A 26,340-nucleotide genomic window follows, 5' to 3' on the forward strand; every position below is an offset into this window, starting at 1 on the left:
GGGATAGACGGAGGTTAGCCGGGTTAATCCTCGGTAACGCACATCTGTCCTGTCGGCTCCCTCACAAAACCGATTCTGGAATCGATTCAGCACCCGATCATCACAAACCCCGCTGTGACCTGCGCTTTAGTTGCCGAAATGCAAGGGCCTGGACGTGCGGCGGGCACCACACGGTGAGGTTGCGATCCCGTGCCGTGAGCACGTCGCCGGCGGATCGCGAGCGGATCTCGTGAGAGCGCTCTCATGTTGCGGTGCAAGAATTGCGCGGAAATTGTCCAGGTTGTTCTCAGTCCGCCCACGCGGCGCGCACGGCGGCTTCGGCGGCGGTCCGGTCGGCGTTCAGGGCGCGGACTTCTGCGACAAATCGGGCGGCGGCTTCGGCGAGCGCGGCGGACGGCGTGCCGGGCGGCGGCACGTCGGGCAGTGGTCCAGTGGCCGAGGGTGCGACGACGGCCGGCGCGGCGGTGGGCGCTGCGCCCGTTGCCGGATCAGCGGCTCGCGCGGCGAGGGCTGCGCCGGTGACCGGAGCGGTGGCCTGCGGGGTGGGCGGCTCGGCCGGTGGTGCCGCCGGCGGGTGGTCGGCGACGACCGTGCCCCGGCGTCCTGCGGTGACCAGCAGGCCGGAGGTCTCCAGGTCGCGGTAGACGCGCGCCACCGTGCCCGCCGCCAGGCCGAGGTCGCGGGCCAACTGGCGGATCGGCGGGAACGGCGAGCCGGGCGGCAGCGCGCGGGAGCGGATCAGGTGGACGAGCTGGTCGCGGATCTGCCGCCACGGAGGCACCCCGTTGTCCGGGTCGACCACGACCCACAGCGAGTCCGTCACGACGTCGGTCGCGCGGCTCGGACGAACGGGTCGGTGCGGGTCGGGCGGGCGACCCGGAACCAGGTCCCGAACGACACCGGGATGGCGGCCAGGCCGAGCAGCAACGCGATCGAGTGCACCGGTACCCACACGTCGTCCAGCATGAGCACCCACCGGTGGGCGGCGAACACCAGGTACCCCGTGAACGCCATGCCGACGCCCACGGCGACCCGCGCACTGCGCGCCCGCAGGGCGGCGTCGACCAGGGGATCGGCGACGACACCGCGCCGGACCGCGAGCAGCACCACCCCGAACACCGCAGCGAGGCCCAGCACGACGGCCAGGGTCACGGTGCCGCCGTGCGGGAAGGCGGGCGGCTTGCGCGTGGCCGGCGGGAAGAACAGCCCCAGGAGCGAGATCAGCAGCGCGGCGGCGGCGAGCGCCAGGAGCACGATCACCGCCCACGGGGGCACGAGGTCCCGCCACCCGCGCCGGGAGAGCGCGGCGGCACGAGGCCCCTGGACGCGGCGGACCGCGCTGAACGCCTCGGCGAGCAGCAGCGCCACGAGCACCGGGAGGAAGTGCCGGAGTTGGCTCAACACCAGCAGTTCCGCGTGATGCGGGGGAAGTGCGAAGACGCCGGGCGTGAACAGGACCAGGGGCAGGCAGAGGAGGCGGCGGTCGCGCAGGTAGCGGGCCGCTTGCCGGGACTGCGCCTCGTCGGCGTCGGGGACGCCCCACCGGGCGAGGAACCTGCGGCCGACCTGCGGCGTCGCCCCGGCGACCAGCAGGACGACCAGTGCGATGAGCCCGAATACGACCAGCGGCATCAGCGGACACCCTCGCGCGAGACGGCGGCCTTCGGCGGGGTGGCCACCCCCATCCAGGTGCCCAGCGACCCGACGAGCACGACCAGGCCGAGCCACCCCGTCGCCGGAACGACCGCGAGCCAGGCAGGTGCGTCCTCGGGAGACCTGGCAGCCAGGTCGCTCAGGCTCCAGAGCCGGCCGTGGGCGACGCCCACCAGCGACCCCGCCCACCCGATTCCGATGCCCACCGCGACCCGCGCGGTGCGGGTGCGCAGGACTGCGTCCACGCGGGGGTCGCCGGTCGGCGCGCGCCGGACAGCCAACCCGACCACGCCGAGCACCGCCGCCGCACCGAGCACCACGCCGACCAGCACCAGGACGCCGGTCGGCCGGAGGAACAGATCCCGGTACTCCGGGGAGAGGCCCTCGGCCGTGGCCGCGACGCGGTGCGACCAGGACCGGGTCGACAGGTCTGCGCCCGCGAGGAGTGCGGAGAGGCCCAACAGCCCCAACAGGACCACCACGGCCGGGCGGGGCACCAGGTCGTGCCAGCGGCGCGGTGACAGCACCGCGACCCGCAAGCCGCGCACCGGCCGCAACGCCGCCGTCGCCTCCGCCAGCAGCAGCGCGATGATCAGGGCCGCGCAGTAGTGCAACGCGCCTGGAGTGGGCGTCGGCATACCGAGCGGGCCGGCCAGCGCCGTCGCGGCAGCGGGGACGAGGAAGATCAGGGGCGGGTAGAGCAGCCGCCGGCCGCGGAGGTAGTGGACGGCGTCCGACACCTGCCGGTCGGTCGGTTCGGCGACGCCCCACCTGCGGAGGAACCGCTCGGCGACGGACCTGGTGGGCCAGAGGGCGAGCAGGAGTGCCAACCCGACCAGGCCGTATAAGAGCGCGATCTCCACCGTGCCTGCCCCCTTTGTAGCAACCCCTTGTTACAAAGCATCGCACACGGGTCACTGCATGTGAAGGTCCGCTCGGGCGCGGGTGATCGCCTCGTCCAAGGAGGTGCGGAAGTCGACCAGCAGGTCGTGATCGAGACCGAACGCGAAGCGGTCATCCGGCCCGAAGACCTCGACGACTCCCCGCGACACCTCGATCGAGCACCGGGCCGGCCCACCCCGGTCCGTAGTGCAGCGCACCTGCCACTCACGGCGTTCGGACACCTCGTCGGCCATCACGGCCTCCCTGCCTGGTTGTATGTGGTCGAACACGGACAGCAACGTCTCAAAGTTTAGAGTTCTATGAGACTTCGAGGAATTACCCGATGGGGTGGAGTGATCAATGGGCACGGCCAGGTCGACCGTCGAGCGCCTGCAACTCGGCTTGGCCCTGACCCGGCTCCGCACCGGCGCCCACCGCTCGCAGGGCGAGGCGGCGGCAGCGATCGGGCGCAGCGGCGGTCGGCTGAGCCAGGTCGAGAACGGCAAGGGCGGACTCGGACCGGAGGAGTTGGTGAAGCTCCTGGACTTCTACGACGTGCGCGGACCCGAACGGGAGACCGTGCTGGCCCTCGGCGCGGCGGCCCGTCGGCGCGCTCCCCGGCGGGCGTACGTGGACAACCTGCCCGAGCCCTTCCAACGGCTGGGCGAACTCCAGTCCGCCGCGTGCGAGATCGCCTGGTACGAGTGCGGCGTCATGCCGGGACTGGTGCAGTCGCCGGAGTACGTGCGGGCGATCATGACGTTGTCGAACTCGATCCACTGGGACGACTCGGAGGAGGAGACCAGCGAGCGGATCGCGTTCCGGCAGGAGCACCAGCGACGCGTGCTCGAGGCGGGCGACCCGAAGCGCATCCGGGTGGTGTTCACCGAGGACACCCTCGACCACGTCGTCGGCGGGCCGGCCGTGATGCGCGGACAGGTGCTGCACCTGCTGCAACTGGCCGAGCGCCACCCGGCGTTGAGCATCCGGGTCGTCCCGAACACCGCCGTGGACAACCCTGCGCTGGGCGGAGGTCTTGTCCTGCTGGACTTTCCGCACTCGATGCCGGTGAGCTTCGCGGCGGTTCTGCACGGCCCGTACGCCTTCTACGATCAACCGGCAGACATCGAACCGATGCAGCGGTTGTTCAAGCGGGTCGAAGACCTGGCGCTGAGCCAGGAGGACACCCGCGCGCTTCTGGTCGAGAGGATCAAGGAGAGCCGATGACCCACGACACCGGGTGGTTCAAGAGCACCCGCAGTTCCGGCGGCAGCAACGGATGCGTCGAGGTGCGGCGGGTTCCCGACGTCGTCCACGTCCGGGATTCCAAGAACTCGGACGGCCCTCGGTTCTCGTTCAGCGCCCGCGCCTGGGAGGCGTTCCTCACCACCGCCCGCGCCTGAGTGGATCGAACACGTGTTCGACCCGTCCACAGGTGTGGACAGCGCTGTGGACAGGTGGCGTTTTCCGGTCGCGCGCGCGGGTAACCCCGAGCACAACCGGGGATCTGATCGAACACGTGTTCGAGTTCTCCACAGGTGTGGACAGCCCTGTGGACGGAGCTGGAACCGGGTGCAACACATCGGCAGCCGGAATGACTCGTAGGGGTGTGCAACCACTACCGAGCAGCCCGCTGCGAGGCGTGCATGACCTTTGACGACTTCGTGGCCGATCGGCTGGACCCGCTGCTGCGCTACGCCACCGTGCTCTGCTACGACCCGCACCTGGCCAAGGACGTCGTGCAGGAAGCCCTCCTGCGCGCGCAGCAGCAGTGGCCCCGCATCCAGGTCGAGGTGGACAACCCCTCGGCGTACGTCAAGCGCATGGTCACCAACGAGTTCCTGTCCTGGCGTCGGCGCAGGGCCGCGCGCGAGGTGAGCGCGACGCTGCACACGCTCGACGCGATCGGCTCGCCGACCGACGACCCGACCCACGGGATCGCCGAGCGCGAGGCGATGCTGGGCCGGCTCGCGAAGCTGCCGCGCAAGCAGCGCGTCGCGCTGGTGCTGCGCTACTACGAGGGCTGCGACGACGCCGAGATCGGGGCCGTCCTCGGCTGCCGGCCGGGCACCGTGCGCAGCCTGCTCTCGCGGGGTCTGGCGACCCTGCGCCTGCGGGCCACCGGCTCGCCCACCCGATCCCTCTCCGTGGTGAAGGAGACGACCTGACATGTCCGACGAGACCGCTTTCCGCGACGCCCTCGCCCAGCACGCGGAACTCGCGCGGGGCAGGGAGGAGATCCTGGCCGCCCTCCGCGACCCGCTCCCGCGCCGCAACCGCAAGCCGCTCGGCGTCGCCGCCGCCGCGATCGCCGTGGCCGGGGCGGCGGGGATCGGGCTGACCGCGCTGATGAGCCCCCCGGCGTACGCGGTCACCCGGCACCCGGACGGCTCGGTGACCGTGACCATCAACGACATCAAGGCCGTCGACCCGGCGAACGAGAAGCTGCGCGAGCTGGGCGTGCGGGCCAGGGCCGTCCCGATGACGGCCGACTGCGCCGACATCGACGGCACCAGGACCTACCAGGGCGCCGACTGGGACTTCCCGAGCTTCTCCGGCAACACGGTGACCCTGCCCGCGCGGATCCCGGAGGGCCACACCGTCCTCTTGTCGGTGACCGACCTGCCGGACCGGGGCACCGGCCTGGGCATCACCGTCCCGATCGAAGACCCGGCCCCGTCGTGCGTGCTCGACCCCGCGCGGAGGTGACCCCGCCGGACCCGGCTAGTTCGGGCTGATCCACTGGCCGGTCACGGAGTCGATGCGCACGACCCCCGACACGGTCACCTTCTCCCCGCCGCCCGCGCCGCCGGACCAGACCTCGTCGCTGTCCAGGCCGTTCTTCGAGTCCGGCACGTACTTGCCGGTCGAGTCGATCCGGCCGTGCTCGACCTGGGTCCACTCGTCGTCGCCGGTGTGCTTGGACATGGTGACCTCGCCGGCGGCGGTGATCTCGGTGGCGATGTCTGCCTTGCCGTCGCCGTCCGAGTCGGTGAACAGCCAGGTGTCGCCCTCGGCGTCCTTGACCACGGCGGTGTCCGCGCGGCCGTCGTTGTCGGTGTCCTCGGTGGCCGGGCCGACGTTCTGGTCCGGACCGCCCTCGACGTCCACCGTGATGGTCCTGCCGGTGTTGGAGTTGGTCTGCTGGGCGGTGTGGTCGTCGCCGGGGTCGACGGCGACCCACTCGCCGGACCGCTCGTCGAACCGGGCCTGGCCGACCAGGTCGCCGTCCTTGTCGAACGTGCTCATCAGGTCCGCGTCGCCGTCGCCGTCGGTGTCGCTGAACGCCAAGTGCCCACCGTCGTCGGTCTCGACCACGGCGCTCTCGTCCACGCCGTCGTCGTCGAGGTCGTAGGTCGCCTCGGCGGTGTACTCCTCGTCCTCGACGGTGACCTTCAGCTCGCCGTCGGTCGCGCCTGTCTCGTCGACGTACACCCGGAACCCCACCCTCCTGCGCTCAAGTACCGGTAGGACTCACGTTATGCCGATCCGGTTCCGCAGGGGAACCCAGGTCACCCGTTGTCAGGGACCGGTCACGCGGCGCCTTGACCGGTACAGGGCTCAGGCGCGGTCCCGCAGCGCGCGGATGCGGCCCAGCAGCTCGTCCACCTTCGCCCGCCCGGCGCGCAGCTCGGTGAGCTGCCGGGTGGCGGCCCCGAGCGCCTTCGCGCGTTCGCCCGCCTCCATGCGCAGCGCCTTGTCGACCTCGCGCAGCTCCGCTTCGATCGCGTCGACCCGCCTGCCCAGCGCGTCGTCCAGTGCCAGCGACAACTGCTGCTCGGCCTCGATGAGCTGCTCGGCCACGAGCTGGTCCACGGTGGACCTGGCGTCGGCGATGGCGTCCGACAGCCACTGCTTGAGGTGCTGCTTGTCCGCCGAGTGCTTCCGGGTGCGGGCCATCCACCAGCCCGCGCCCAGGCCCAGCACGATGGTCACCGGCAGGACGACGGGGTTCAGCGCGGCGACGCCCAGGCCCGCCAACGGCATCGCGGCCAGCCGGCCCGCGCCCAGCCCGCCGGACACGCCCATGAACACCAGCAGCTTGTCCTCGGCGGTCGGCGCGCGCTTCTCCGGCGGGCGCAGCACCACGGGCGGCGTGACGCCCCGGGCGAACTGGCCCCGGATCACCGCCAGCTCCTCGGACGAGAACAGGTCGGCCAGCGCCGCGTCCGCGACCCGCGACAGCCGCGCGCCCAGCCCGCCGCTGATCCGGCCGGACACCACCTGGAGCGCGGCGTCCACCTGGTGCGGCAGCCCGGCGAGCTGCTCGCGCGACGCGGTGTCGATCGCCGACCGGAACCACGTCTGCACGTCCCGCATCTGGCGGCTGACCTCGTGACTGCCCTCGACCCGCGCCCGCTGCACCTCGCCGCGCAACCGCACCTGCCAGCTCCGGGTGGACGACCGGCGCTGCGTGTTCAGCTCGTCGCGCCGCTCGCGCAGCGCCTCGGCCTCCTCCTCGCCGGAGGACAGCGCCCGCTTGTCCGCCTCGCCGCGCGCGACCAGCTCGTCCAGCACGGTCGCCAGAGCGCGCAGGCCGTTGGCCTCGCCGAGCATCGCCGCGCGGCCGACCACCAGCTCCTGCACCGCGCCCTGCAGGTCGCCGACGCCGGACCGCTCGCGCAGCATCGCCGCCGCGTCCGGGTTCGGCGCCTTGGCGGCCATCTCGAACATCCGCGAGGACACCGGGTGGAACGTCGCGCCGGCGAACCTCGGCGCGTGCTCGGCCAGCAGCGCCTGGTCGGCCTCCAGCACGGTCCGCCAGCCCCGGTACTGGTCGACCTTGGTCAACGCGAACACGACGGTCTCGACGCGCTCGCCGACCGTGCGGAGGAACTCCAGCTCCCCCTTGGTGAACGGGGCGGACGCGTCCACCACGAACAGCAGCGCGGTGGCGGACGCCGCCGCCTCGGCCGCCAGCTCGCCGTGCACCGACTCCAGGCCGCCGACACCGGGGGTGTCCACGACGGACAGCCGCTCCAGCAGCGGGATCGGCGCGTCCACCTCGACGTACCGGGGCGGCACCATGCCCTCCGGCAGCTCGTGCGCCGCCGACACCCAGTTGACCAGCTCGGCGCGGTCGAACGGCACCGGCGACATCGAGCCGGGGTAGCACGCCCGCGCCGACCACTCCGCGCCGTGCCGGAACACCAGGTAGGTCGCCGTGGCCACCTCGGCGTCGACCGGTGACAGGCCCGGTGTCGCCAGCAGCGCGTTGACCAGCGAGCTCTTGCCCCGGTTCGTCTCGCCGACCACGACCACCGAGGCCGCGCCGCCGCGCCGGGTCTCCACGAACGCCGCCGCGCGCGGGTCGATGCCCCGGACCAGGGCGGTGAGCCGCTCGCGGGTCTGCCGGACCGCTTGGGGGAGCGTGGTCATCGCGCCGTGTAGACGGTGACGATCGGCGCGCGCAGCGCCCGCCCCCGGTCGACGAACCCGACCACCTCGGTCTCCGCGACGACGCCGTCCAACGTCGTGTCGTCGGTCGGCACGGTGCCGCCCGCCTCGTGCACGGACGGGTCGAAGCGCTCGCCGTCCGGGCGCAGCGCGGTCACGCCGATCCCGGCCAGGCCCTCCTCCAGCCGCTCCACCACGCCCGAGCTGCGGGCGCGGTCCAGGGCGTACAGGCAGAGCTGCACCAGGGCGCGGCGCTCGGCCAGCGCCTGGTCCAGCAGCTCGCCGGCGATGGTCGTCTCCACGTCGGGCTCCGACGCGTCCGACGAGTATTCCGTTCCGCTTGTCATCGCCGCCCCCGGAGTTGTTGCCAGATCAGGAAGTACGCCCGGTGCACCACGTGCGCCACCCGGCTCTGCGCGGGCGTGGCCCCGAACGAGGCGAAGGAGCGCCACCAGCCCGCGCGCTCCAGGGCGTGGGCGACCAGCTCCCCGTGCGGCCGGCCGCGCATCCCGAGCTGCTCGGCCGGGTCCGGCGACGTGCCGAACCGCAGCACCTCCTCGGCCAGGTCCACCGGCATCGCCACGGCACCGGACGCCACCAGCGTCAGGGCCTCCAGCATCCGGAGCTGGTGGGCCTCGGGCCTGGCGAGCAGCACCTCGATGGCGTCGTGCACGCGCTGCCGCTCGTTCGGGTCGCCGGACGCGGCGGCCAGCGCGGTCACCGACGCGAGCGCGGCGGCGGCCTTGATCCCGTCGGCACGCGACCGGAACACCGCGTTGAGCTTGCCGCGCACCCCGTCCAGGCCGGAGGAGTCGAGCAGGGTGCGGCGCAGCGCGCCGGCGGTGATCGCCGGCTCCGCGTCCAGCGCGGCCAGCGCGCAGCGGACGCCGTAGAGGTCGAGCTTCTCCAGCAGCCGGGTGCGCACGCCGACCGGCACGTCGCACTCCCACGTCACGAACAGGTCGGCCGAGATCAGCATCGTCTCGCGGGTCGCGTCGTCCAGCTCGGCGAGCTTGCGCAGCGCGTCGGCGTCCGCCGAGGTGAACCCGCCGGTCTCGGCCGACTCGGCGACCAGGCCGATCACCGGGATCACGTCCGCGACCCTCGGCTTGAGCGTGTGCGCCTGGCGCTCGGCGAGCAGCACGGCCGCCTTCCACGTGTCGCCGCCCGCGCCCTCGACCGTCTCGGCGGCGATGGTGTCCGCCTTGTTCAGCACGGCGATAGCGTTGACCGGGCCCGCCTCGCGGCCGGCCGTGGCGGCGGTGAACGCGGCCAGCGCCTGCTGGTCGTCGTGCCGCACGCCCTGGGTGACCACGTAGAGCACGGCCTCCGCGCCGGCGACGGCGTTGCGCGAGACCGGGTCCAGCTCGCCGCCGAGCAGCGCCTCGGTGCGCGCGACCGACGCGGCGTCGAGCGAGCCGAGGCCGGGCGTGTCGATCACGGTCAGGTCGCGCAGCACCGCGTTGGTCAGGTACGCCTCGACGTGCGAGACGTCCCCGACGTCCACGCCGAGGTCGGCCGGGATGCTGCCGTTGGCGTCGAACGGGAGGACCTGCTTGCGGCCGTCGGTGAACACCACCTCCACGCGGTCGACCGTGCCGTACTGGAAGCGGGTCACCAGCCGGGTGCACTCGCCCACGTCGGTGGGCGCGACCCGACGCCCGATCAGGGCGTTGACCAGCGTGGACTTGCCCGACTTGATGCGGCCGGCGACGGCCACCTGCAGCGGCGCGGACAGCCGGCGCAGGACCTCGCGGAACCCGGCGGCGGTGGCCGGCGACACCTGCGGCTGGAGCCCGGCGCACAGGTTCGCCACGGCGGCCGACAGTGGGCCGGCGAGCTGCTGCGCCTGGGCGGTCACGCGCAGATCGTGCCACGACCGGGTGAGGTCCGGTTTGTGAACGGGTGGGTCGGGGTATTCGCCGGGCCGAGAGGGAGGTCACGTCATGGGACAGGATTACGCGGTGTTCCTGCTGCTCGGCGTGGTGCTGGTGCTGATCGACGGCCAGCTCATCTACCGCAGCGGGCGGGCGTACATGCGCCGGGCCTACGGCGACCCGGAGGCCGCCAAGTCGATGACCGCGCTCGCTACCGTGCTGTTCCACCTCGTGGTGCTCGGTCTGCTGGCGCTGGTCTCCATCATCAACGTCGACACGGGCGACTCGGCGAAGAACGTCGTGGTCAAGCTCGGCATCGTGCTCCTGCTGCTGGCGCTGGTGCACGGGGTCACCATGCTGATCCTCGGCCGCATCCGCGACCGGCAGATCCAGCAGCAGATGGCCGACGAGATGGCCCGCGAGCACCAGGAGTACGAGCGCGACCACAAGGTGCCGTCGCAGGCGCCGAGGGTGCAGCCCGTCAAGCCCGCCCAGACCGATCCGCTCCAGATCAAGACGACCCGCTGAAACCCCATCCGCCTGGAGGATTAGGCGCGGTCAGCCCGTGGCGCGACGCGCTGCGGGCTGACCGCTGAATACCCTGGTCACGTGCGTCGGCTGAGCCTCTGGATGCGAGCTCACCCGGTGTTCGGGGATTCCCTGATCGCCGGGTTCCTCGCGTTGTTCGACCTCGGCGCGATGGCCGCCGCCGGCGACGTCTCCGTGCCGATGCTGGTGCTCGTCGGCCTGCTCCTGCTCGTACCGGTGGCCTTCCGGCGCAAGTACCCGCGCGGCAGCAGCTACGTGATCCTCGCCGGCGGCGTGCTCCAACTGCTCACCCACGGCGACCACGTCTCCGGGCTGGCGGTGCGGCCGGCCGACTTCGCGCTGGCCTTCGCGCTCTACACGATGGTCGCCTTCGTCGGGCGCAAACCGGCGCTGGTCTACGCGATCTGGCTGGCCGCCGGCACGTTCGCGTGGGCGGTGTGGCGCATCGGGGGCGGGCTCGAAGGCGCGTTCCTGGTCTTCATCATCGCCGTCGTCTTCGGGTTCAGCTGGGCGCTGGGCGAGTTCGTCGGCGCGCGCCGCGCCTACCACTGGGAGCTGGAGAAGCGGCTCCAGATGCTGGAGACCGAACGCGACCAGCAGGCCCGGATCGCGGTCGGCGAGGAGCGGTCGCGGATCGCGCGCGAGCTGCACGACGTGGTCGCGCACGCGGTGTCGGTGATGGTGGTGCAGGCGGACGGAGCCGGGTACGCGATCAAGTCGAACCCGGACATGGCCGAGGCCGCCATGCGGACCATCGCGGACACCGGCCGGCAGGCGCTGACCGAGCTGCGGCGGCTGCTGGGCGTGCTGCGGTCCGAGGACCAGTCGGGCACGCAGTGGGTGCCGCAGCCGGGGGCGGGCGACCTGGCGGAGCTGACCGAGGGCCTGCGCGCCTCCGGGCTGCCGGTGCGGCTGGAGACCACGGGCGACCTCGCGGCCCTGCCCACCGGGCTGGGGCTGGGCATCTACCGGATCGTGCAGGAGGCGCTGACCAACACGCTCAAGCACGCGGGCTCCGGCGCGTCGGCCGTGGTGCGGGTGGCGCACGCGGGCGACCAGGTGGAGCTGGAGGTGGCGGACGACGGTTTCGGGACGCCGCACGACATCGTCGCGGTGTCGGGCGGGAACGGGTTGATCGGGATGCGCGAGCGGGCCGGTGTGCTCGGCGGCACGCTGGAGGCGGGGCCCAACCCCGGCGGCGGGTGGCGGGTGCGCGCGGTGCTCCCGCTGGTGCCGTCATAGGGTGGGGAACGTGATCCGAGTACTGCTGGTGGACGATCAGGAGCTCATGCGGATGGGCTTCCGGATGGTGCTCGGCGCCCAGGAGGACATCGACGTGGTGGGCGAGGCCGGCGACGGTCTCGACGCCGTGCACATGGCCGCGTCGCTGCGGCCGGACGTGGTGCTGATGGACGTCCGGATGCCGGTGCTCGACGGCGTGGAGGCGACCAAGCGGATCGCCGACGCCGGCACGGCGAAGGTCCTCGTCATGACGACGTTCGACATGGACGAGTACGCGCTGTCGGCGCTGCGCAACGGGGCGTCGGGGTTCCTGCTGAAGGACACCCCGCCGGGCGACCTGGTGTCGGCGCTGCGCGCGGTGGCGTCGGGGGACGCGGTGGTCTCGCCCTCGGTGACCAAGCGGCTGCTGAGCCGGTTCCTCGGCGAGAGCGGCGGCGAGCTGCGCGACGCGTCGGTGCTGGAGGCGCTGACCGAGCGGGAGCGCGAGGTGCTGGTGCTGATCGCCAAGGGCCTGTCGAACACCGAGATCGCGCGCAAGCTGTTCCTGTCCGAGGCGACGGTGAAGACGCACGTCGGGCGCATCCTGGCGAAGCTGGAGCTGCGCGACCGGGTGCAGGCCGTGGTGCTGGCCTACGAGACCGGCCTCGTCCGCCCCGGCGACGTCTGACCGGGGGCGTGCCGTCCGACCGGGCGACCGCGCACCGCCGGCGCGACCGCCGCGACGACGTCGGCGCGGCGGTCGGCGGGTGGGTCAGCGGTAGTTCTCGGCGTCGACCGAGGTCGGGTCGAGGTCCGGCTTGACGACCTCGTCGTTCCACCGGCCCCAGTCCGGCCGCGAGCCGTCCACGTCGGTGAAGCCGTACTCCCGCATGAGCGTCCACGACGCCAGCGCCCGGCCGGTGAAGCGGTGCCGGTCCGGGTCCGCCGCCAGCGCCGCGATCCCGCGCCCGACGTACCGGGGCGTCTCGGACATCGCGTAGTGCGGCGACTGCGGGATCGCGTCCCGCCAGTTCTCCTCGGTGACGCCGAAGTGCTCCAGCATCTGCTCCGACCGCAGGAAGCCCGGCGTGACCGCGACCGACGTCGTCCCGTACTTCCCGAGGTCCTTCGCCAGCACCACGCCGAACCGCCGGATGGCGACCTTCACCGAGTCGTAGGCCAACATGCCGGAGTAGTACTCGTCGCTGTCGCCGTCGGTCACCTCGACCAGCAGCCCGCCCGGCCGGGCGATCAGCAGCGGGATCAACCGGTGCAGCGCGACCAGGTGCGCCTGGACGCTGTTGCGCCAGAAGCCGAGCTGCCGGTCCAGTCCCTGCTCCCAGAACGGGATGAACTCGACGTCCGCCTCACCGCCCCACACGTCGTCCACCAGGACGTCCAGGTGACCGTCCCCTTCGGACTCGATGCGCGCCCGGAACGCGTCCACCTCCTCGGCGACGGTGAAGTCGCACCGGACCGGGATGCCCCGGCCGCCCGCCGCGTCGACCAGCTCGGCGGTCTCCTCGATCGTCTCGTCGCGCCCGATCGGCGACTTCGCGGCCCGCGTCGACCGGCCGCCGACGAAGACCGTCGCGCCCGCCGCCCCCAGCTCCACCGCGATGGCCCGACCCGCGCCCCGCGTCGCCCCCGTGACCGCGGCCACCTTGCCCCGCAACGACATTCAGCTCCCCTTCCGCCACGCGGCCAGCACCGCGTCGACATCCTCGGCAAGCCGGTCCGCCAGCGCACCGCGCGGTCGGACCGACCAGTCCACGGCCACGCCGAAGAGCAGACCGGTGAGCACCCGCGCGGCGCGCTCGGGCGGCGGCCCGCCCGGCAGGTCCGCCTCCCGGACGAGCGCGAGCACGGTCCGCTCGGTCACCTCGTGCAGCCGCGCGAGCAGCGCCCGCAGGTCGGGGTCGACCAGGTCGCAGCCCAGCTGCGCCAGGTGGTTGCCCGCCTCGACCGGGTCCGTCACGTCCTCGAACCAGGTGAGCAGCGCCGCGCGCAACCCCGCCGCCGGGTCCGCGCCCGTCGCGGCGGCGGCGAGCATCCGGCGTTCCACGTCCGCCGTGGTCTGCCTGGTCAGCGCTTGCAACAACCCGCTCTTCGACCCGAACCGCTGCGCCACCGTGCCCACCGAGACCCCGGCCTCGGCGGCCACGTCGGCGATGGTGAACCCCGGGCCCCGGCGGCCGATCACGACGGCGGTCGCGCCGAGCAGGCGCTCGTCGGTGATGGTCTTCGGTCGTGCCACCCCGTTAGTGAACCACGATTCACTAATGTCGTCCATTAGGGTGAGGCCAGTGAGCTGGAGACCGCGCCTCGTCGCCCTCGACATCGACGGCACCATCACCCCGGTCGGGGAGGAGCGCGTCGCCCCGGCGGTCCGGGCCGCCATCCACCGCGCGGTCGACCGGGGCGCGCACGTGGTCCTCGCCACCGGCCGCAGCCTGATCGGCACCCGCCCGATCGCCGACGACCTGGGGCTGCGCGACACCACCGCCATCTGCTCCAACGGCGCGGTGTGGTGGGACACCGCCACCCGCGAGGTCGTCCGCAAGGTCGACTTCGACGCCGGCCCCACCGTCGCCCGGCTGCGCGGGCTGTTCCCCGGCGCGGTGTTCGCCACCGAGGTGACCGGCGTCGGCAACCTGTCGCTGGGCCGCTTCCCGGACGGCGACCTGTGGGGCGAGGTCCGCGAGGTCACCGCCGCCGAGCTGACCGCCGACCCCACGTCCCGGCTGGTCATGCGGTGGGTCGACCGGACCCCGGAGGAGGTGGCGCTGCGGATGCTCGACGTCGAGCTGCCCGGCGTCACGTGGTGGGTGGACAACACCGAGCCGTGGGTCACCGCGTCGCCGGCCGGCGTGACCAAGGGCGCGGCGCTGGAGGACCTGCGGGTCCGGCTCGGGGTGTCCGAAGTGGACACCCTGGCCCTCGGCGACGGCCACAACGACGAGGAGATGCTGAAGTGGGCGGCCCGGGGCGTGGCGATGGGCCAGGCACCCGCGACCGTCCAGGCGGTGGCGGACGACGTGACGGGCACCGTCGTGGAGGACGGTGCCGCCGCCGAGCTGGACCGCTGGTTCGCCTGACCCGCAGGCGGGCCGGGCAGGACTCCACCCGTTCGGGTTACTCCGCCACGTCGACCTTCGCCACGATCCGCGCGTCGCGCACCCGCACGACGACCTCGCCCGGCACGCCGTTGCGCTCGGCGTACTCGTTCGCGCGGTCCGCGCCCATGTAGCGCCCGCCGATCCGGCCCGCCCAGTAGCGGACCTGTTCGGGGTCGTCCTCGACCTCCGCGCGCCCGGTGATCGTGACGAACGCGAACGGGGGCCGCTCGTCGTCCAGGCACAGGGAGACCCGGCCGTCGCGGGCGATGGCCCGGCCCTTCACCGAGTCGAGGTGGGTGGTGAAGACGACGGTGCTGCCGTCCAGGTCGACCCAGACGGGGGAGACGTGCGGCGAGCCGTCCTCGCGGACGACGGCGAGCTTGCCGGTCCGTGCCGGGGTGGCCGAGACGAACTCGCGCCACCAGTTGCTCGGGGCGTCGGTGTAACCCATGGCACCACCGTAGGACCATCCGATCCCTGAGAACCACCGGGCAACACCCCAGGGTGGCACTCAGGGTGAGCACCGGTTGCTACAACCGAGGTAGTGCGCGCGATAAGACTGAAGTCGCACCGACGAGTCAACTACAGACCGATGTGGTCGACCCCCTCGACGGGGCAGAGTTCTCGCCGAGATCGGGGATGTGCCGTCCAGGGGAGAAACCATGATCGAGGCTGTCGGCCTCACCAAGCGCTACGGGAACACGGTGGCGGTGGACAACCTGTCGTTCACCGTCGCGCCGGGACGGGTCACCGGCTTCCTCGGCCCGAACGGCGCGGGCAAGTCCACCACCATGCGGATGATCCTCGGGCTCGACCGCCCGACGTCCGGCCAGGTGCTGATCGACGGGACGCCGTACGCGAAGCTGGACCGCCCGCTGCGGACCGTCGGCGCGCTGCTGGACGCCAAGTGGGTGCACCCCAACCGCTCGGCGCGCGCCCACCTCCAGTGGCTGGCCAAGTCCAACGGGCTGCCGGCCCGCCGGGTGGACGAGGTGCTCGACCTGGTCGGCCTGGGCAAGGTCGCCAAGCGCCGCGCGGGCGGCTTCTCGCTGGGCATGTCGCAGCGCCTGGGCATCGCGGGGGCGTTGCTCGGCGACCCGAAGGTCCTGCTGTTCGACGAGCCGGTCAACGGCCTGGACCCGGAGGGCATCCTCTGGATCCGCCAGTTCATGCAGGGCCTGGCGGCCGAGGGGCGCACCGTCCTGGTCTCCAGCCACCTGCTCTCGGAGATGGCGCTGACCGCCTCGGACCTGGTGGTCATCGGGCGCGGCAAGCTGATCTCGCAGTCCACCACCGAGGAGTTCGTGGAGCGGTCCACGGAGAACACCGTCAAGGTGCGCAGCCCGCACGCCGACAAGCTCGGCGCGCTGCTGGTGGACAAGGGCTTCACGGTCCGCGAGGACGCCGACACGTCGTTGACCGTGTCGGGTGCCTCCAGTGACCAGATCGGTGACATCGCGGCGTCCGCCGGCGTGGTGCTGCACGAGCTGAGCCCCCAGCGCGGTTCGCTGGAGGAAGCTTTCATGCAGCTCACGGGTGATTCGGTCGAGTACCACGCGGTCGAGACGGGAAAGTGACATGACTCTGCTCGCTGTTGAACGGATCAAGCTCTTCACCACGCGGTCGCCGTGGTGGTGCATGGTGCTCGCGCTCGGCCTGACCGTCGGTCTCACCGCGATCATCGCGGCGAACTGGGACAACTCGCCGATGCCGGTCATCGCCGCGGTGTTCACCCACACCTTCGGCCTCTACGTGGTCATGGTGATGGCCGCGCTGGCGGTGACCACCGAGTACCGGTTCGGGACGATCAAGGCGACGTTCCAGGCCGTGCCGGACCGCGTCTCGCCGCTGGTGGCGAAGGCGGTCGTGGTCTCGCTGCTGGCCGGCCTGGTCGGCGAGGCCGTGGCGTTCGGCTCGTGGGGCGCGAGCTGGCTGCTGGCGAAGGACACCTCGGACCTCGCGCTGACCACCGCCAACGACTGGCGGCACGTGGCGGGCATCGGCCTGGTGTACGCGGCGGGCGCGGTCCTGGCGCTGGGCGTGGGCGCGCTGGTCCGGCAGACCGCCGGCGCGGTGTCGATCATCCTGGTGTTCGCGCTGGTGCTGGAGAGCGTGGTCGGGTTCATCCCGAACATCGGCGACGACATCCAGAAGTGGATGCCGTTCACCGTGGTCAGCAAGTTCATCTTCGGCGACCCGGACCCGAGCGCGCTGCCCAACGGCGCGGGGCCGCCGGTCGTCGGCGAGCTGTCGCCGTGGGGCTCGTTCGGGTACTTCGCGGCCATCTCGCTGGCGGTCTACGTCATCTCGCTGGTCGTGGTGAAGCGGCGGGACGCCTAGAGCCGACCACCTCCCGCCGCAGCCGGAATCGGGGCCGGCGCGGCGGGGACGAGGGGAAGGGGGAGCTCGGGTCACCTTCGGGGGGTGGCCCGAGCTCTCGTCTTCCGGGGAAGGGCCGGCCGGCGGGGACGGGGGCGCGGCCGGCGGGTACGTCTGGCGGGCAGCGGTCCGGCAGGGCACGTTGTGGCGGGACGGCAGTGGCACGTTCGGGAAGTGGCGGATCGGACAGGAGCAGCCATGATCGAGGCGACCGGACTGACCAAGCGCTACGGGGACACCGTGGCCGTGGACGACCTCTCGTTCACGGTCGGGGCAGGTCGGGTCACCGGCTTCCTCGGCCCGAACGGCGCGGGCAAGTCCACCACCATGCGGATGATCCTGGGCCTGGACCGCCCGACCGGCGGCAAGGTCCTGATCGACGGCAAGAGCTACCTGGAGCTGCACCGCCCGCTGCGGACCGTCGGCGCGCTGCTGGACGCCAAGTGGGTGCACCCCAACCGCTCGGCGCGCGCCCACCTCCAGTGGCTGGCCAAGTCCAACGGCATCTCCGACAAGCGGGTCGACGAGGTGCTGGAGATGGTCGGCCTGACCCAGGTCGCCAAGCGCCGGGCCGGCGGCTTCTCGCTGGGCATGTCGCAGCGCCTGGGCATCGCGGGCACCCTGCTCGGCGACCCGAGGGTGCTGCTGTTCGACGAGCCGGTCAACGGCCTGGACCCGGAGGGCATCCTCTGGATCCGCCAGTTCATGCACCGCCTGGCCGACGAGGGCCGGACGGTCTTCGTCTCCAGCCACCTGCTCTCCGAGATGGCGCAGACCGCCCAGGACCTGATCGTGATCGGCCGGGGCCGGCTGATCGCGCAGACCAGCACCGCGCAGTTCATCAAGGACGCCACCGAGGACACCGTGCAGGTCCGCTCCCCGCAGCTGGAGCAGCTGCGCCCGCTGCTGGCCGCGCACGGCCGCGTCACGGAGGGCGCGGCGGACGGCGCGCTGGTCGTGCACGGCGTGGAGGCGGCGGCGATCGGCGAGGTGGCCGCCGCCAACGGCATCACCCTGCACGAGCTGAGCCCCCGGCTCGGGTCGCTGGAGGAGGCGTTCATGCAGCTCACCCGGGAGTCGGTCGAGTACCACGGCCACGACTGACGACCCAGGCGCGACGGCTCACGACTGATGGCTCAAGCGCGACGGCTCTGGGGTGACCGGCTCTGGGGTGACGGTTCAGGGCGCGTGCCGCCAGAAGTCGTCGGACGGGGGTGGCAGGTCCGGCGTCCGAGGTGCCGTGGGCCGGGGGCGCCGGGACAGCAGCACCGAGACCACCACGACGGCGATCACGACCAGCGCCAGCCCGCCGAACACGACCAGCGCCCGGATGCCCGGCGCTACCTCCGGGCCGGCGCGGTCGGCCTGCGGCGGGGTCGCCGAGGGGTCGGCGGGCGCGGCCGTCGCCGAACCGGGCGGCGGCGTGGTGCGGGGCGGCGGGGCCAGCGGGTTGCGCGGCACCGGCGGCACGTCGGCGGACAGCGCCGCGACCACGTCGACCAGGCCGAAGCCGGTCGGGTCGTCGCGGCCGGGTGCGCCGAGGTCGGTGGCGGTGGTGATCAGCCGGTTGACCACGTTGCCGGCGTCCAGGTCGGGGAACTTCGCCCGGACCAGGGCCGCCGCGCCGGACACCAGGGCGGTGGCCGCCGACGTCCCGTCGACCGCCGCGTAGCCGGTCGAGGACACCGCGAGCGGCACCGCCGTGACGATGCCCCGGGCCGGTGCCGCCAGGACGGTCTCCGGCCCGGTGTTGGACGACGCCCAGGGCGCGTTGCCCTCCTCGGTCCCGGACACCGCGATCACCCCACGGATGTTCGCGGGCGCACCGACGTGCCGTTCGCCGGTATTCCCGGTGCCCGCGACCACCACGACGTCGTGGTCGAACGCGTAGTTGACCGCACGCAACAAATCCGGCGTGAGGGTGGCTTCCGAGGTGAGCGACAGGTTGATCACGTCGGCCCCGTTGTCCACCGCCCAGTTGATACCGGAGGCGACCGAGGCGGTGGTGAAACGGCCGCCGTCCGAACCCACCGAAACCGGGAGGACGCGTGCCGCCGGCGCGACTCCCAGCGCGCCGCCGTCGACCGCCCGACCGGCGATCAGGGTGGCCATCGCGGTGCCGTGGCCGTCCTTGTCGTCGGTGCCGGCGCTGCCCGCCGCGCTGCCGAAGCCGGTGCCCGGCAGCAACGCCCCGACCAGGTCAGGGGCGGTGCCGTCGACCCCGGAGTCGACCACCGCGACCACCACGCCGTCGCCGCGCGTCACCCCGTGGGCCTGCGGCAGGCCCATCGCGGCCACGTGCCACTGCTGGTCCGCGATGGATTGCGCCCGCCACCCGGAAGGGCCCGGTGCCGCCGAAGCCGCACCCGGCAGGAATAGCAGGACCGCGCTCGCGGCGGCGATCACCCGACCTGACATGCCCCGAATTCCCCCTGTGGTCGAGGTCACAAATATTCCAGTGAATTCACGTTTTGCCGATCACCGATCAGGCAACCGGAGTAAGAGGTGCGTCAACGGCCGGTGAACTCCCGCACAGCGCGGTGACAAGCCCATCTGAACAAGGTCAGATGGAAAGAAGCGAATCGCGAGGCGGCGGTGTGCCGCACGCGAATTCGGCTGTCCCCCGTCCAGGAAACCCCCGGAGGTGAACCCGTGACGGTGCTCGACCCCGATGTGGACGCCGAGTCCTCGGCCGGTTCGACCAGGTTGCCACGGCAACGCGACCACGCCCTTCGCGTCGAACCGATGTTGGCCCTCGAATGGTCGCACGCGATCGAACCCGCCGGCGGTGCCGGCGTCGCCGCCGGGCCCGCGCAGGGCCGCCGCGCCTGGATCCACCGGGCCGACGAGCAGCAGGTGCTCGCGCTCTACCGGGCCGTCGGCGGCACGGCACCCGCGCCGTGGTGGCTGCGGGCGCTGGACCGGGGCGTGCTGCCCTCCCGCGCGGCCGGCTTCGCGGTGGAGGACGAGGTCACCGCGCTGCTGTCCGCCCGGCCCGGCTGGGTCTTCGTGCCGTGGGCGGCCGAGGGCGAGGTCGGCTACTGGGAGTTCGTGCCGTCCGAGAGCGGCGCGCACGGCCCCGCCGAGCCCACCACCGCGCAGTTCACCGACCGGCACGCCGGCTGGGTCGACCTGCTGCCCGCCCACCGGGGCCCCGGCCCGCGCCGCCCGGTCGAGGTCACCCCCGCCGAGCTGCGCGAGCGGATCGCCGACCTGGAGAACCTCGCCTGACACCGCACCGCCCGCGCCACCGCTTAGGCTGTACGCCCGTGACCACGTCCAGCCAGCGCCCGCCCCACCACCGCTCCATCGTCAGCTACGTGCAACGCGGCGAGCGGATGACCGTCGGGCAGGAGCGGGCCTGGGACCGCCACTGGGAGCGCTTGGGCCGCGAGGTCAAGGCGCTCCCGGCCGGTCCCCTCGACTTCGCCGCGTGGTTCGACCGGGACGCCCCGGTGCTGCTGGAGATCGGCTCCGGCATGGGCGAGACCACCTCGCAGCTCGTCGCCGCCGCGCCGGAGCTGAACTACGTGGCCGTGGAGGTCTACAAACCCGGCCTCGCGCAGCTGCTGATGCGCGCCGAGGCGCTCGACGTGACGAACCTGCGCGTGCTGCGCGGCGACGCCGTCGACCTGCTCACCGAGCACGTCGCGCCGGGTTCCCTGGCCGGCGTCCGGATCTTCTTCCCGGACCCGTGGCCGAAGAAGAAGCACCACAAGCGCCGGCTCGTGCAGCCGGCGTTCGTGCGGCTGCTGGCCACGCGGCTGCGGCCCGGCGGCACCCTGCACCTGGCGACCGACTGGGAGAACTACGCCGAGCAGATGCTCGCGGTCTGCTCCGCCGAACCGCTGCTGCGCAACCGGCACGCCGACTGGGCGCCCCGGCCCGACTGGCGGCCGGTGACGAAGTTCGAGCAGCGGGCGGTGGAGGAGGACCGGGTCAGCCACGACCTGATGTTCGACCGGATCGAACTCACCTGACCGTGTCATAAAGCCACGTCATCGAGTGGTCGAGGCGGCAACTCACCGTCGTTTCGTCACTCCATCGAGCGAGCCGATTCGATCACTTCGTGTGCCCCGACTGGCAGTGACGCGTCACAGCTCCGCGCAACTACGGTTGCCGCCCGTGACCGCCATCGACACCGCACCGGCAGCGCTCGCCCCGGACGCGGCGGACAGCTTCCTCCGCATGTTCCACATCGCCCACCCCGAGGCCGGACCGGTCGGGCCCCGGCTGGCCTCGGTCCGCGAGGAGATCGCGGCCACGGGCACCTACCGGCACACCCCGCAGGAGCTCTCCTACGGCGCGCGGATCGCGCTGCGCGACAGCGGCTGGTGCACCAGCGGCGTCCCGTGGCGCCGGCTCAAGGTCCGCGACCTGCGCGGCTTCCGCAACGCCCCGGCCGTCGCCGCCGAGTGCGTCGAGCACCTGCGGCTGGCCACCAACGGCGGCGGCATCCAGCCCCTGATCACCGTGTTCGCCCCGGACACCCCCGCCGCGCCCGGACCGGTGATCTGGAACGAGCAGCTCGTCCGGTACGCCGGCCACCCGGACGGCAGCGGCGACCTGCGCTACCGCGACTTCACCGACGTGGTCCGGGCGATGGGCTGGCAGCCGCCCGGACCGCCGGGCCCGTTCGACGTGCTGCCGCTGGTCGTGGAGACCGCGCACGAGGGGCCGGAGCTGTTCGCCGTCCCGCCCGACGTCGTGCGCGAGGTGCGCCTGGAGCACCCCGACCTGCCGTGGTTCGGCTCGCTGGGGCTGCGCTGGCACGCCGTGCCGCTGATCACCAACCTGCGGCTGTCCGTCGGCGGTGTGGACTACCCCGCCGCGCCGTTCAACACCTGGTTCGTCGGCTCCGAGATCGGCGCGCGCGGCCTGGCCGACGAGAACGCCTGCGGAGCGGCCCGCCGGGTCGCCGAGGCGCTGGGCCTGGACACCTCGACCGAGCGCTCGCTGTGGCGCGACCGCGCCGTCGTGGAGCTCAACCGCGCCGTGCTGCACTCGTTCGACCTGGCCCAGGTCACCATCACCGACCACCACGCCGAATCGCTGCACCGGCTGTCCTGGCTGCGCTCGCGGCAGCGGCCCTCGGGCGACCGCCCGGCGTTCCGGCTCGACCCCGCCGCCGCCCGCCGGGCGCGCTCCGGCGGGCCCGCGCGCTTTTCCCCCGACCCGGTGGAAACCACCCGACCGCATTCCCGGGGACGTCTCGCAGAACTGCTCCGCAAGCACCCCCGGGGATGATCCGACTCACCGCTGGGAATCGACCAGCACCCCCGCGAGCGCCATCAGGACCAGCACCAACAGGCCCAGGACCGCACCCGCCCAGGTAGCCACCACTCCGAACATCACGTTCCTCCGTTCCCCGACTGCTCCTCCAGAGTCACCCGCGAAAAGCTCATCCGGCATCGGCCACCGGGGTATTTCCGGTCGCGTTCGGGTCAGTCCTGCGGATGACCAGCCACACACCTCCGGACGGACGCGCCGTCAGCCCGGAGGACATACCGTGACGTGCTGTGGAGAGCTCACGACTCGGCTGGCGTGCCCTGGCCCGCCGCCAATGGCCGCTGGCGGCGGCGCTGCTCTTCTTCACCACCCTCGACGCCATCGGTGCCGGCCCCTGGTGGCAACTGCCCGGCACGGTCGTGGTCGGAGCCCTGGCGGTGCTGTCCCCGCGCCGGCCGTTCGACGCGGCGCTCGCCGCCGCGACCGCCGTGGTGGCCACGTCGGTGCTGGTCAGACTGGTGGACGAACCGCCGTCGGGCGCGTTCGTGGACGGGCTGTCGCTCTCGGAGACCTCGGCGCTGATGGCCATCACCGCCATCGTCGTGCGGCAGTCCCCGCCGGTGCGGGCGCTGGTCGGCACGGTCGTGCTGATCGCCTCCGGCGTGGTCGCGCAGTGGGTGCGCCCGTCGTTCTGGGAGAAGCACTACGCGGAGCTGGACTACCACGGGCCGCCGCTGTGGCAGCAGCTCGTCATGGCCTCGGTGCTGCTGGTGCTGTCGCTGGGCACCGGCCTGTACTTCCGCGCGCGCGACCGGGAGCGGGCCACGCTGCTGCGGTCGGAGGTCACCGCCGCGCAGCACGCCGAGCGGATCGCGCTGGCGCGGGAGCTGCACGACGTCGTCGCGCACTACGTGACCGCGATCGTGGTGCACGCCCAGGCGGCGCAGGCGGTCCCGGCGGCGGCGCAGGAGGTGCTGCCGGTCATCGCGCGCAGCGGCAACGAGGCGTTGACCGCGATGCGCAGGCTGGTCGGGACGCTGCGCGGCACCGACGGCGACGCGCCGGCCGCGACCAGCGACCTGGCCGACGACGTGCGCCAGGTCGTGGCGCAGTCCGGCCAGCCGGTGCGGCTGAGCCTGGACCTGCCGACCGACGTGCCGCCGTCGCTGGCCCGCTCGGTGCTGCGCCTGGTGCAGGAGTCGCTGACCAATGCCCGCAAGCACGCGGAGGGCGTGACCGCCGTGGACGTCTCGGTCGCGGTGGTGCAGGACGCCGTGCTGGTCGAGGTCGCCGACGACGGCCGCGCGCCCAAGGCCGCGCCGGTCGGCGGCTCCGGCGGGTTCGGCCTGGTCGGCATGAGGGAGCGGGTGGAGCTGCTGGGCGGCACGTTCACCGCCGGCCGGCGCGAGGGCGGCGGCTGGCAGGTCCGCGCCGAACTCCCCCTCGCCGAGGCCCGCTGACCGCAGCCCGCCGAGACAGCCGCAGATCCCCGACCCCACCGCAGCCCTGCGGTCCGCCTGGCCCCTAAGGTCGCCAGGCCCCTGAGGTCACCGAGCCCCTGAGGTCGCCGGGCCCTCCGCACCTGACCACCCGTCGCCCGGCCACCCGGTCGTGCGGCAGGATCTCCGGCATGTCGCTGCGCCTGCACGCCCCCGTGGTCCTGCCGTGCGACCCGTCCTGCGCCGTGCTGCGCGACGCGGTCGTGGACGTGGTGGACGGCCGGGTCGCCCACGTCGGACCGGCCGCCGACGCGCCCGCGTTCGACGGCGAGGTGCGGCGGCTGACCGGCATCCTGATCCCCGGCCTGGTCAACACCCACGCGCACAGCCCGATGGTGGTGCTGCGCGGCCTGGGCGGCGACCTGCCGCTGCTGCGCTGGCTGCGCGAGGCGATGTGGCCCGCCGAGGCGAGGATGACCGCGTCCGACATCGGCGCGGGGATGCTGCTCGGCGCGGTGGAGATGCTGCGCAACGGCGTGACCACCAGCTCGGAGATGTACTTCCACGGCCCCGAACTGACCGACGCGGTGCTCCGCGCGGGCTCGCGGGTGGTGTTCGGCGCGGCGATCATGGACCTGCCGGGGATGCCGTGGCGGCCGATGACCGACGAGATCACCCGCTGGATCGACGCCGACGGGCTGCGGTTCGGGCCGCACGAGCGGGTCGAGCTGTCCTACGGGCCGCACTCGGCGTACCTGATCCAGCCCGAGGCGCTGGGCGAGATCGCGGGCCTCGCCCGCGACCGGGGCGCGCTGCTGCAACTGCACGTCGCCGAGTCGCCGGAGGAGGACGTCGACCAGCGCGCCGCGCACGGGTCCGTCCCGCAGCTCCTGGAGCGGTACGGCGTGCTCGGCGGGCGGGTGCTGTCCGCGCACTCCGTGCACCTGTCGCCGGAGGACGTCGGGATCTACGCCCGGCACCGGGTCGGCGTCGCGCACTGCCCCGGTTCCAACACCAAGCTGGCGTCCGGGATCGCGCCGCTGCGCTCCTACCTCGACGCGGGCGTGCCGGTCGGCCTGGGCACGGACGGCCCGGCGTCCAACGACGACCTGGACCTGTTCGAGGAGGCCCGGCTGGCGGCGCTGCTCGCCCGGGTGACCGCGATGGACGCCACCGCGATGCGCGCCGCCGACGCGCTGCTGCTGGCGACCCGGGGCGGTGCCGAGGCGCTCGGCCGCGACGACCTGGGCGCGCTGGAGGTCGGGCGGTGGGGTGACGTCGTGCACGTGGACGTGGACGACCCGGCGTTCGCCACCGGCCTCGACGCCCCGGACGACCAGGTGCTGGCGAACCTGGTGTGGGCGTCGGGCACGCGGCGGGTCAAGGACGTCTGGGTGGCGGGCGAGCACGTGGTGGCGGACGGCGAGACCACCCTCGTGGACCGCCGGGAGGCCCAGGCGGGCGTCACCGCCGTGTCCCGCCGCCTGCGCTAGCGGCCCGGTCGGGTCAGCGATCTCTCGGAGTGCGCGTCCTCACCGGCCGGGTCAGCGGACGCGGGGGCGGACGACGATCTCCTGGAAGTGCGCGTCCTCGCCGGCCTGCACGGCGGTGAGGACGGCCTGCGCGACCGAGTCGGCGGTGAGGTACTTGCCCGGCTCGTAGTCGCCGGCCTCCTGCGCGCGGACCTCGCGCTGCATGTCGGTGTCGACCCGGCCGGGGTGCACGGAGGTGACCCGGAGGTCCGGCTCCTCGGCCCGCAGCACGTCGGCGTAGGCGCGCAGCGCGAACTTGCTCGCCGCGTAGACACCCCAGTTGGCGTCCGCGCGCTTGCCCGCGCCCGAGTTGATCAGCACGACGTGACCCTTGGCGGCGCGCAGCAGGGGCAGCGTCAACCGCGTCAGCTCCGCCACGGCGATCACGTTCAGCTCGAACGTCCGCCGCCAGGTGTCGGCGGTGACCTCGGCGAGCGGCCCCAGTTCGGCGATCCCCGCGCTGTGCACGAGGACGTCGAGCCGCGTGAGGTCGGCGGTGGCGGCGGCCAGGGCGTCGGCGTCGGTCAGGTCGACGGCCCACGGGCGGGCGTTCGGGAGGTCCGTCTCCACCTTCCGCCCACCGAGCAGCAGGTCGTGGGTGGGCGCGAGCCGGTGCGCGACGGCGAGCCCGATACCTCGGGAAGCGCCGGTGATCAGGGCGACGGGACGATCGGTCATGCCCCGACCCTAAAGCGTCGCGCCCGTTCCGCCCGGCACGGCGCGGTCGACGCCGGTCGAGCGGTGCCGCGCGCGGTCGGCGGGTTGTCGAAGTGAGCGGGGCGGCTCAAGACGACACGAGTCGGCACCCGGTCCGCCCTCGACTGGAGCCTGTCGGAACCGATCCCCGGCATTGAACCGAAGACCCACCCGATCAGCGCGACGCGGCGGAGGCGGACCTGGTGCTCTCGGCCTGCGTCGCGGTCGGCCCGCACCGGGCACTGCTCGACGCGTTGGACCGCCTCGCGTCCGACGTTGTGCCGACCCGGTCGGGCCGCGACCGGGTCGCAGGGCTGCTGCACGCGCTCAAGATCGCCGACACTTAGGAGACCCGGACCGGCGACTT

Annotated in this window: 30 protein-coding genes; 17 read left to right on the forward strand and 13 right to left on the reverse strand. The window is 73.0% G+C overall.

Annotated features, from left to right (window positions below; genetic code table 11):
* Positions 1-286: 286 nt before the first annotated feature.
* Genes AB0I60_RS10125 through AB0I60_RS10140 form a run of 4 tightly spaced genes read right to left on the reverse strand, consistent with a single transcriptional unit; the run spans position 287 to position 2,834 of the window.
* Positions 287-823: a GntR family transcriptional regulator gene (locus tag AB0I60_RS10125; protein ID WP_360727409.1), complete on the reverse strand. Its 537-nt coding sequence runs from the start codon at positions 821-823 to the stop codon at positions 287-289.
* The gene (locus AB0I60_RS10130; RefSeq protein WP_360727411.1) at positions 820-1,632 is read right to left on the reverse strand and encodes a hypothetical protein; all 813 of its coding nucleotides are present in this window, start codon (positions 1,630-1,632) and stop codon (positions 820-822) included. The genes AB0I60_RS10125 and AB0I60_RS10130 overlap by 4 nt, the downstream gene beginning before the upstream one ends.
* On the reverse strand, positions 1,632-2,516 hold the full coding sequence (locus tag AB0I60_RS10135) for a hypothetical protein (protein ID WP_360727413.1): 885 nt from the start codon (positions 2,514-2,516) through the stop codon (positions 1,632-1,634). The genes AB0I60_RS10130 and AB0I60_RS10135 overlap by 1 nt, the downstream gene beginning before the upstream one ends.
* 51 nt (positions 2,517-2,567) lie before the next feature.
* On the reverse strand, positions 2,568-2,834 hold the full coding sequence (locus tag AB0I60_RS10140) for a hypothetical protein (RefSeq protein WP_360727415.1): 267 nt from the start codon (positions 2,832-2,834) through the stop codon (positions 2,568-2,570).
* Between the two features lie 61 nt (positions 2,835-2,895).
* Between AB0I60_RS10140 and AB0I60_RS10145 the strand changes: the two genes are divergently transcribed.
* The 4 genes from AB0I60_RS10145 to AB0I60_RS10160 all read left to right on the forward strand — a co-directional run bounded on the left by AB0I60_RS10145 (position 2,896) and on the right by AB0I60_RS10160 (position 5,244).
* A complete protein-coding gene (locus AB0I60_RS10145) occupies positions 2,896-3,762 on the forward strand; it encodes a helix-turn-helix transcriptional regulator (RefSeq protein ID WP_360727417.1) in 867 nt (288 codons plus the stop codon).
* Positions 3,759-3,938 carry a DUF397 domain-containing protein gene (locus AB0I60_RS10150; RefSeq protein WP_360727419.1) on the forward strand — a complete coding sequence of 60 codons (180 nt, stop codon included), beginning with the start codon at positions 3,759-3,761 and terminating at the stop codon, positions 3,936-3,938. The genes AB0I60_RS10145 and AB0I60_RS10150 overlap by 4 nt, the downstream gene beginning before the upstream one ends.
* Before the next feature lie 243 nt (positions 3,939-4,181).
* Positions 4,182-4,703 (forward strand): SigE family RNA polymerase sigma factor, encoded by a 522-nt coding sequence (locus AB0I60_RS10155; RefSeq protein ID WP_360727420.1) that lies wholly within the window; start codon positions 4,182-4,184, stop codon positions 4,701-4,703.
* 1 nt (position 4,704) lies between these two features.
* Positions 4,705-5,244, forward strand: coding sequence for a hypothetical protein (locus AB0I60_RS10160; RefSeq protein WP_360727422.1), 540 nt, complete (start codon positions 4,705-4,707; stop codon positions 5,242-5,244).
* Positions 5,245-5,259: 15 nt separating this feature from the next.
* Here AB0I60_RS10160 and AB0I60_RS10165 read toward each other — a convergent pair whose 3' ends face one another.
* From AB0I60_RS10165 to AB0I60_RS10180, 4 genes are all read right to left on the reverse strand, one after another.
* Complete coding sequence (locus tag AB0I60_RS10165; protein ID WP_360727424.1) at positions 5,260-5,970, reverse strand: hypothetical protein; 711 nt, start codon at positions 5,968-5,970, stop codon at positions 5,260-5,262.
* Between the two features lie 126 nt (positions 5,971-6,096).
* On the reverse strand, positions 6,097-7,914 hold the full coding sequence (locus AB0I60_RS10170; protein ID WP_360727425.1) for a dynamin family protein: 1,818 nt from the start codon (positions 7,912-7,914) through the stop codon (positions 6,097-6,099).
* Positions 7,911-8,303: a nucleotide exchange factor GrpE gene (gene grpE, locus AB0I60_RS10175; protein ID WP_360728521.1), complete on the reverse strand. Its 393-nt coding sequence runs from the start codon at positions 8,301-8,303 to the stop codon at positions 7,911-7,913. The genes AB0I60_RS10170 and grpE overlap by 4 nt, the downstream gene beginning before the upstream one ends.
* Positions 8,276-9,793 carry a dynamin family protein gene (locus AB0I60_RS10180; protein WP_360727426.1) on the reverse strand — a complete coding sequence of 506 codons (1,518 nt, stop codon included), beginning with the start codon at positions 9,791-9,793 and terminating at the stop codon, positions 8,276-8,278. Before AB0I60_RS10180 ends, grpE begins: the two co-directional genes overlap by 28 nt.
* A gap of 85 nt (positions 9,794-9,878) precedes the next feature.
* On the opposite strand from AB0I60_RS10180, the gene AB0I60_RS10185 reads away from it, so the two are divergent.
* The 3 genes from AB0I60_RS10185 (at position 9,879) to AB0I60_RS10195 (ending at position 12,267) form a co-directional block, all read left to right on the forward strand.
* The gene (locus tag AB0I60_RS10185) at positions 9,879-10,337 is read left to right on the forward strand and encodes a hypothetical protein (RefSeq protein ID WP_360727428.1); all 459 of its coding nucleotides are present in this window, start codon (positions 9,879-9,881) and stop codon (positions 10,335-10,337) included.
* Between the two features lie 102 nt (positions 10,338-10,439).
* Complete coding sequence (locus AB0I60_RS10190; protein WP_360728524.1) at positions 10,440-11,600, forward strand: sensor histidine kinase; 1,161 nt, start codon at positions 10,440-10,442, stop codon at positions 11,598-11,600.
* Positions 11,601-11,610: 10 nt separating this feature from the next.
* On the forward strand, positions 11,611-12,267 hold the full coding sequence (locus AB0I60_RS10195) for a response regulator transcription factor (RefSeq protein ID WP_360727429.1): 657 nt from the start codon (positions 11,611-11,613) through the stop codon (positions 12,265-12,267).
* An 84-nt stretch (positions 12,268-12,351) separates the two neighbouring features.
* Here AB0I60_RS10195 and AB0I60_RS10200 read toward each other — a convergent pair whose 3' ends face one another.
* Both AB0I60_RS10200 and AB0I60_RS10205 read right to left on the reverse strand, forming a co-directional pair.
* On the reverse strand, positions 12,352-13,260 hold the full coding sequence (locus tag AB0I60_RS10200; RefSeq protein ID WP_360727431.1) for an SDR family oxidoreductase: 909 nt from the start codon (positions 13,258-13,260) through the stop codon (positions 12,352-12,354).
* Complete coding sequence (locus AB0I60_RS10205) at positions 13,261-13,836, reverse strand: TetR/AcrR family transcriptional regulator (RefSeq protein WP_360727432.1); 576 nt, start codon at positions 13,834-13,836, stop codon at positions 13,261-13,263. It abuts the gene before it with no gap.
* 49 nt (positions 13,837-13,885) lie between these two features.
* Here AB0I60_RS10205 and AB0I60_RS10210 point away from each other — a divergent pair, with 49 nt between their 5' ends.
* Complete coding sequence (locus AB0I60_RS10210) at positions 13,886-14,677, forward strand: HAD family hydrolase (protein ID WP_360727433.1); 792 nt, start codon at positions 13,886-13,888, stop codon at positions 14,675-14,677.
* A gap of 37 nt (positions 14,678-14,714) precedes the next feature.
* On the opposite strand, the gene AB0I60_RS10215 is transcribed toward AB0I60_RS10210, so the two are convergent.
* Positions 14,715-15,149, reverse strand: a complete 435-nt coding sequence (locus tag AB0I60_RS10215; protein ID WP_360727435.1) for a PPOX class F420-dependent oxidoreductase — start codon at positions 15,147-15,149, stop codon at positions 14,715-14,717.
* Between the two features lie 211 nt (positions 15,150-15,360).
* Here AB0I60_RS10215 and AB0I60_RS10220 point away from each other — a divergent pair, with 211 nt between their 5' ends.
* The 3 genes from AB0I60_RS10220 to AB0I60_RS10230 all read left to right on the forward strand — a co-directional run bounded on the left by AB0I60_RS10220 (position 15,361) and on the right by AB0I60_RS10230 (position 18,181).
* Positions 15,361-16,275, forward strand: coding sequence for an ABC transporter ATP-binding protein (locus AB0I60_RS10220; RefSeq protein WP_360727437.1), 915 nt, complete (start codon positions 15,361-15,363; stop codon positions 16,273-16,275).
* A 1-nt stretch (position 16,276) separates the two neighbouring features.
* Positions 16,277-17,038 (forward strand): hypothetical protein, encoded by a 762-nt coding sequence (locus AB0I60_RS10225; RefSeq protein ID WP_360727439.1) that lies wholly within the window; start codon positions 16,277-16,279, stop codon positions 17,036-17,038.
* Between the two features lie 237 nt (positions 17,039-17,275).
* A complete protein-coding gene (locus tag AB0I60_RS10230; protein WP_360727441.1) occupies positions 17,276-18,181 on the forward strand; it encodes an ABC transporter ATP-binding protein in 906 nt (301 codons plus the stop codon).
* Positions 18,182-18,256: 75 nt separating this feature from the next.
* Here the strand turns inward: AB0I60_RS10230 and AB0I60_RS10235 are convergent, their stop codons facing one another.
* Positions 18,257-19,495, reverse strand: a complete 1,239-nt coding sequence (locus tag AB0I60_RS10235; RefSeq protein WP_360727442.1) for a S8 family serine peptidase — start codon at positions 19,493-19,495, stop codon at positions 18,257-18,259.
* Positions 19,496-19,729: 234 nt separating this feature from the next.
* Here AB0I60_RS10235 and AB0I60_RS10240 point away from each other — a divergent pair, with 234 nt between their 5' ends.
* From AB0I60_RS10240 to AB0I60_RS10260, 5 genes are all read left to right on the forward strand, one after another.
* The gene (locus tag AB0I60_RS10240; protein ID WP_360727443.1) at positions 19,730-20,308 is read left to right on the forward strand and encodes a hypothetical protein; all 579 of its coding nucleotides are present in this window, start codon (positions 19,730-19,732) and stop codon (positions 20,306-20,308) included.
* A gap of 38 nt (positions 20,309-20,346) precedes the next feature.
* Positions 20,347-21,057, forward strand: a complete 711-nt coding sequence (trmB, locus tag AB0I60_RS10245; protein WP_360727444.1) for a tRNA (guanosine(46)-N7)-methyltransferase TrmB — start codon at positions 20,347-20,349, stop codon at positions 21,055-21,057.
* A 145-nt stretch (positions 21,058-21,202) separates the two neighbouring features.
* Entirely contained in the window at positions 21,203-22,324 is a 1,122-nt protein-coding gene (locus tag AB0I60_RS10250) for a nitric oxide synthase oxygenase (RefSeq protein ID WP_360727445.1), read from the forward strand.
* Positions 22,325-22,596: 272 nt separating this feature from the next.
* Positions 22,597-23,766, forward strand: coding sequence for a histidine kinase (locus AB0I60_RS10255; RefSeq protein WP_360727447.1), 1,170 nt, complete (start codon positions 22,597-22,599; stop codon positions 23,764-23,766).
* 170 nt (positions 23,767-23,936) lie between these two features.
* Positions 23,937-25,238, forward strand: a complete 1,302-nt coding sequence (locus AB0I60_RS10260; RefSeq protein WP_360727448.1) for an amidohydrolase — start codon at positions 23,937-23,939, stop codon at positions 25,236-25,238.
* Between the two features lie 51 nt (positions 25,239-25,289).
* Here AB0I60_RS10260 and AB0I60_RS10265 read toward each other — a convergent pair whose 3' ends face one another.
* Complete coding sequence (locus AB0I60_RS10265; protein ID WP_360727450.1) at positions 25,290-25,955, reverse strand: SDR family oxidoreductase; 666 nt, start codon at positions 25,953-25,955, stop codon at positions 25,290-25,292.
* A gap of 221 nt (positions 25,956-26,176) precedes the next feature.
* On the opposite strand from AB0I60_RS10265, the gene AB0I60_RS10270 reads away from it, so the two are divergent.
* Entirely contained in the window at positions 26,177-26,320 is a 144-nt protein-coding gene (locus AB0I60_RS10270; protein ID WP_360727452.1) for a hypothetical protein, read from the forward strand.
* Positions 26,321-26,340: the final 20 nt, after the last annotated feature.

This window comes from Actinosynnema sp. NPDC050436, assembly GCF_040655415.1.
In the GTDB taxonomy this organism is placed as follows: Bacteria; Actinomycetota; Actinomycetes; order Mycobacteriales; family Pseudonocardiaceae; genus Actinosynnema.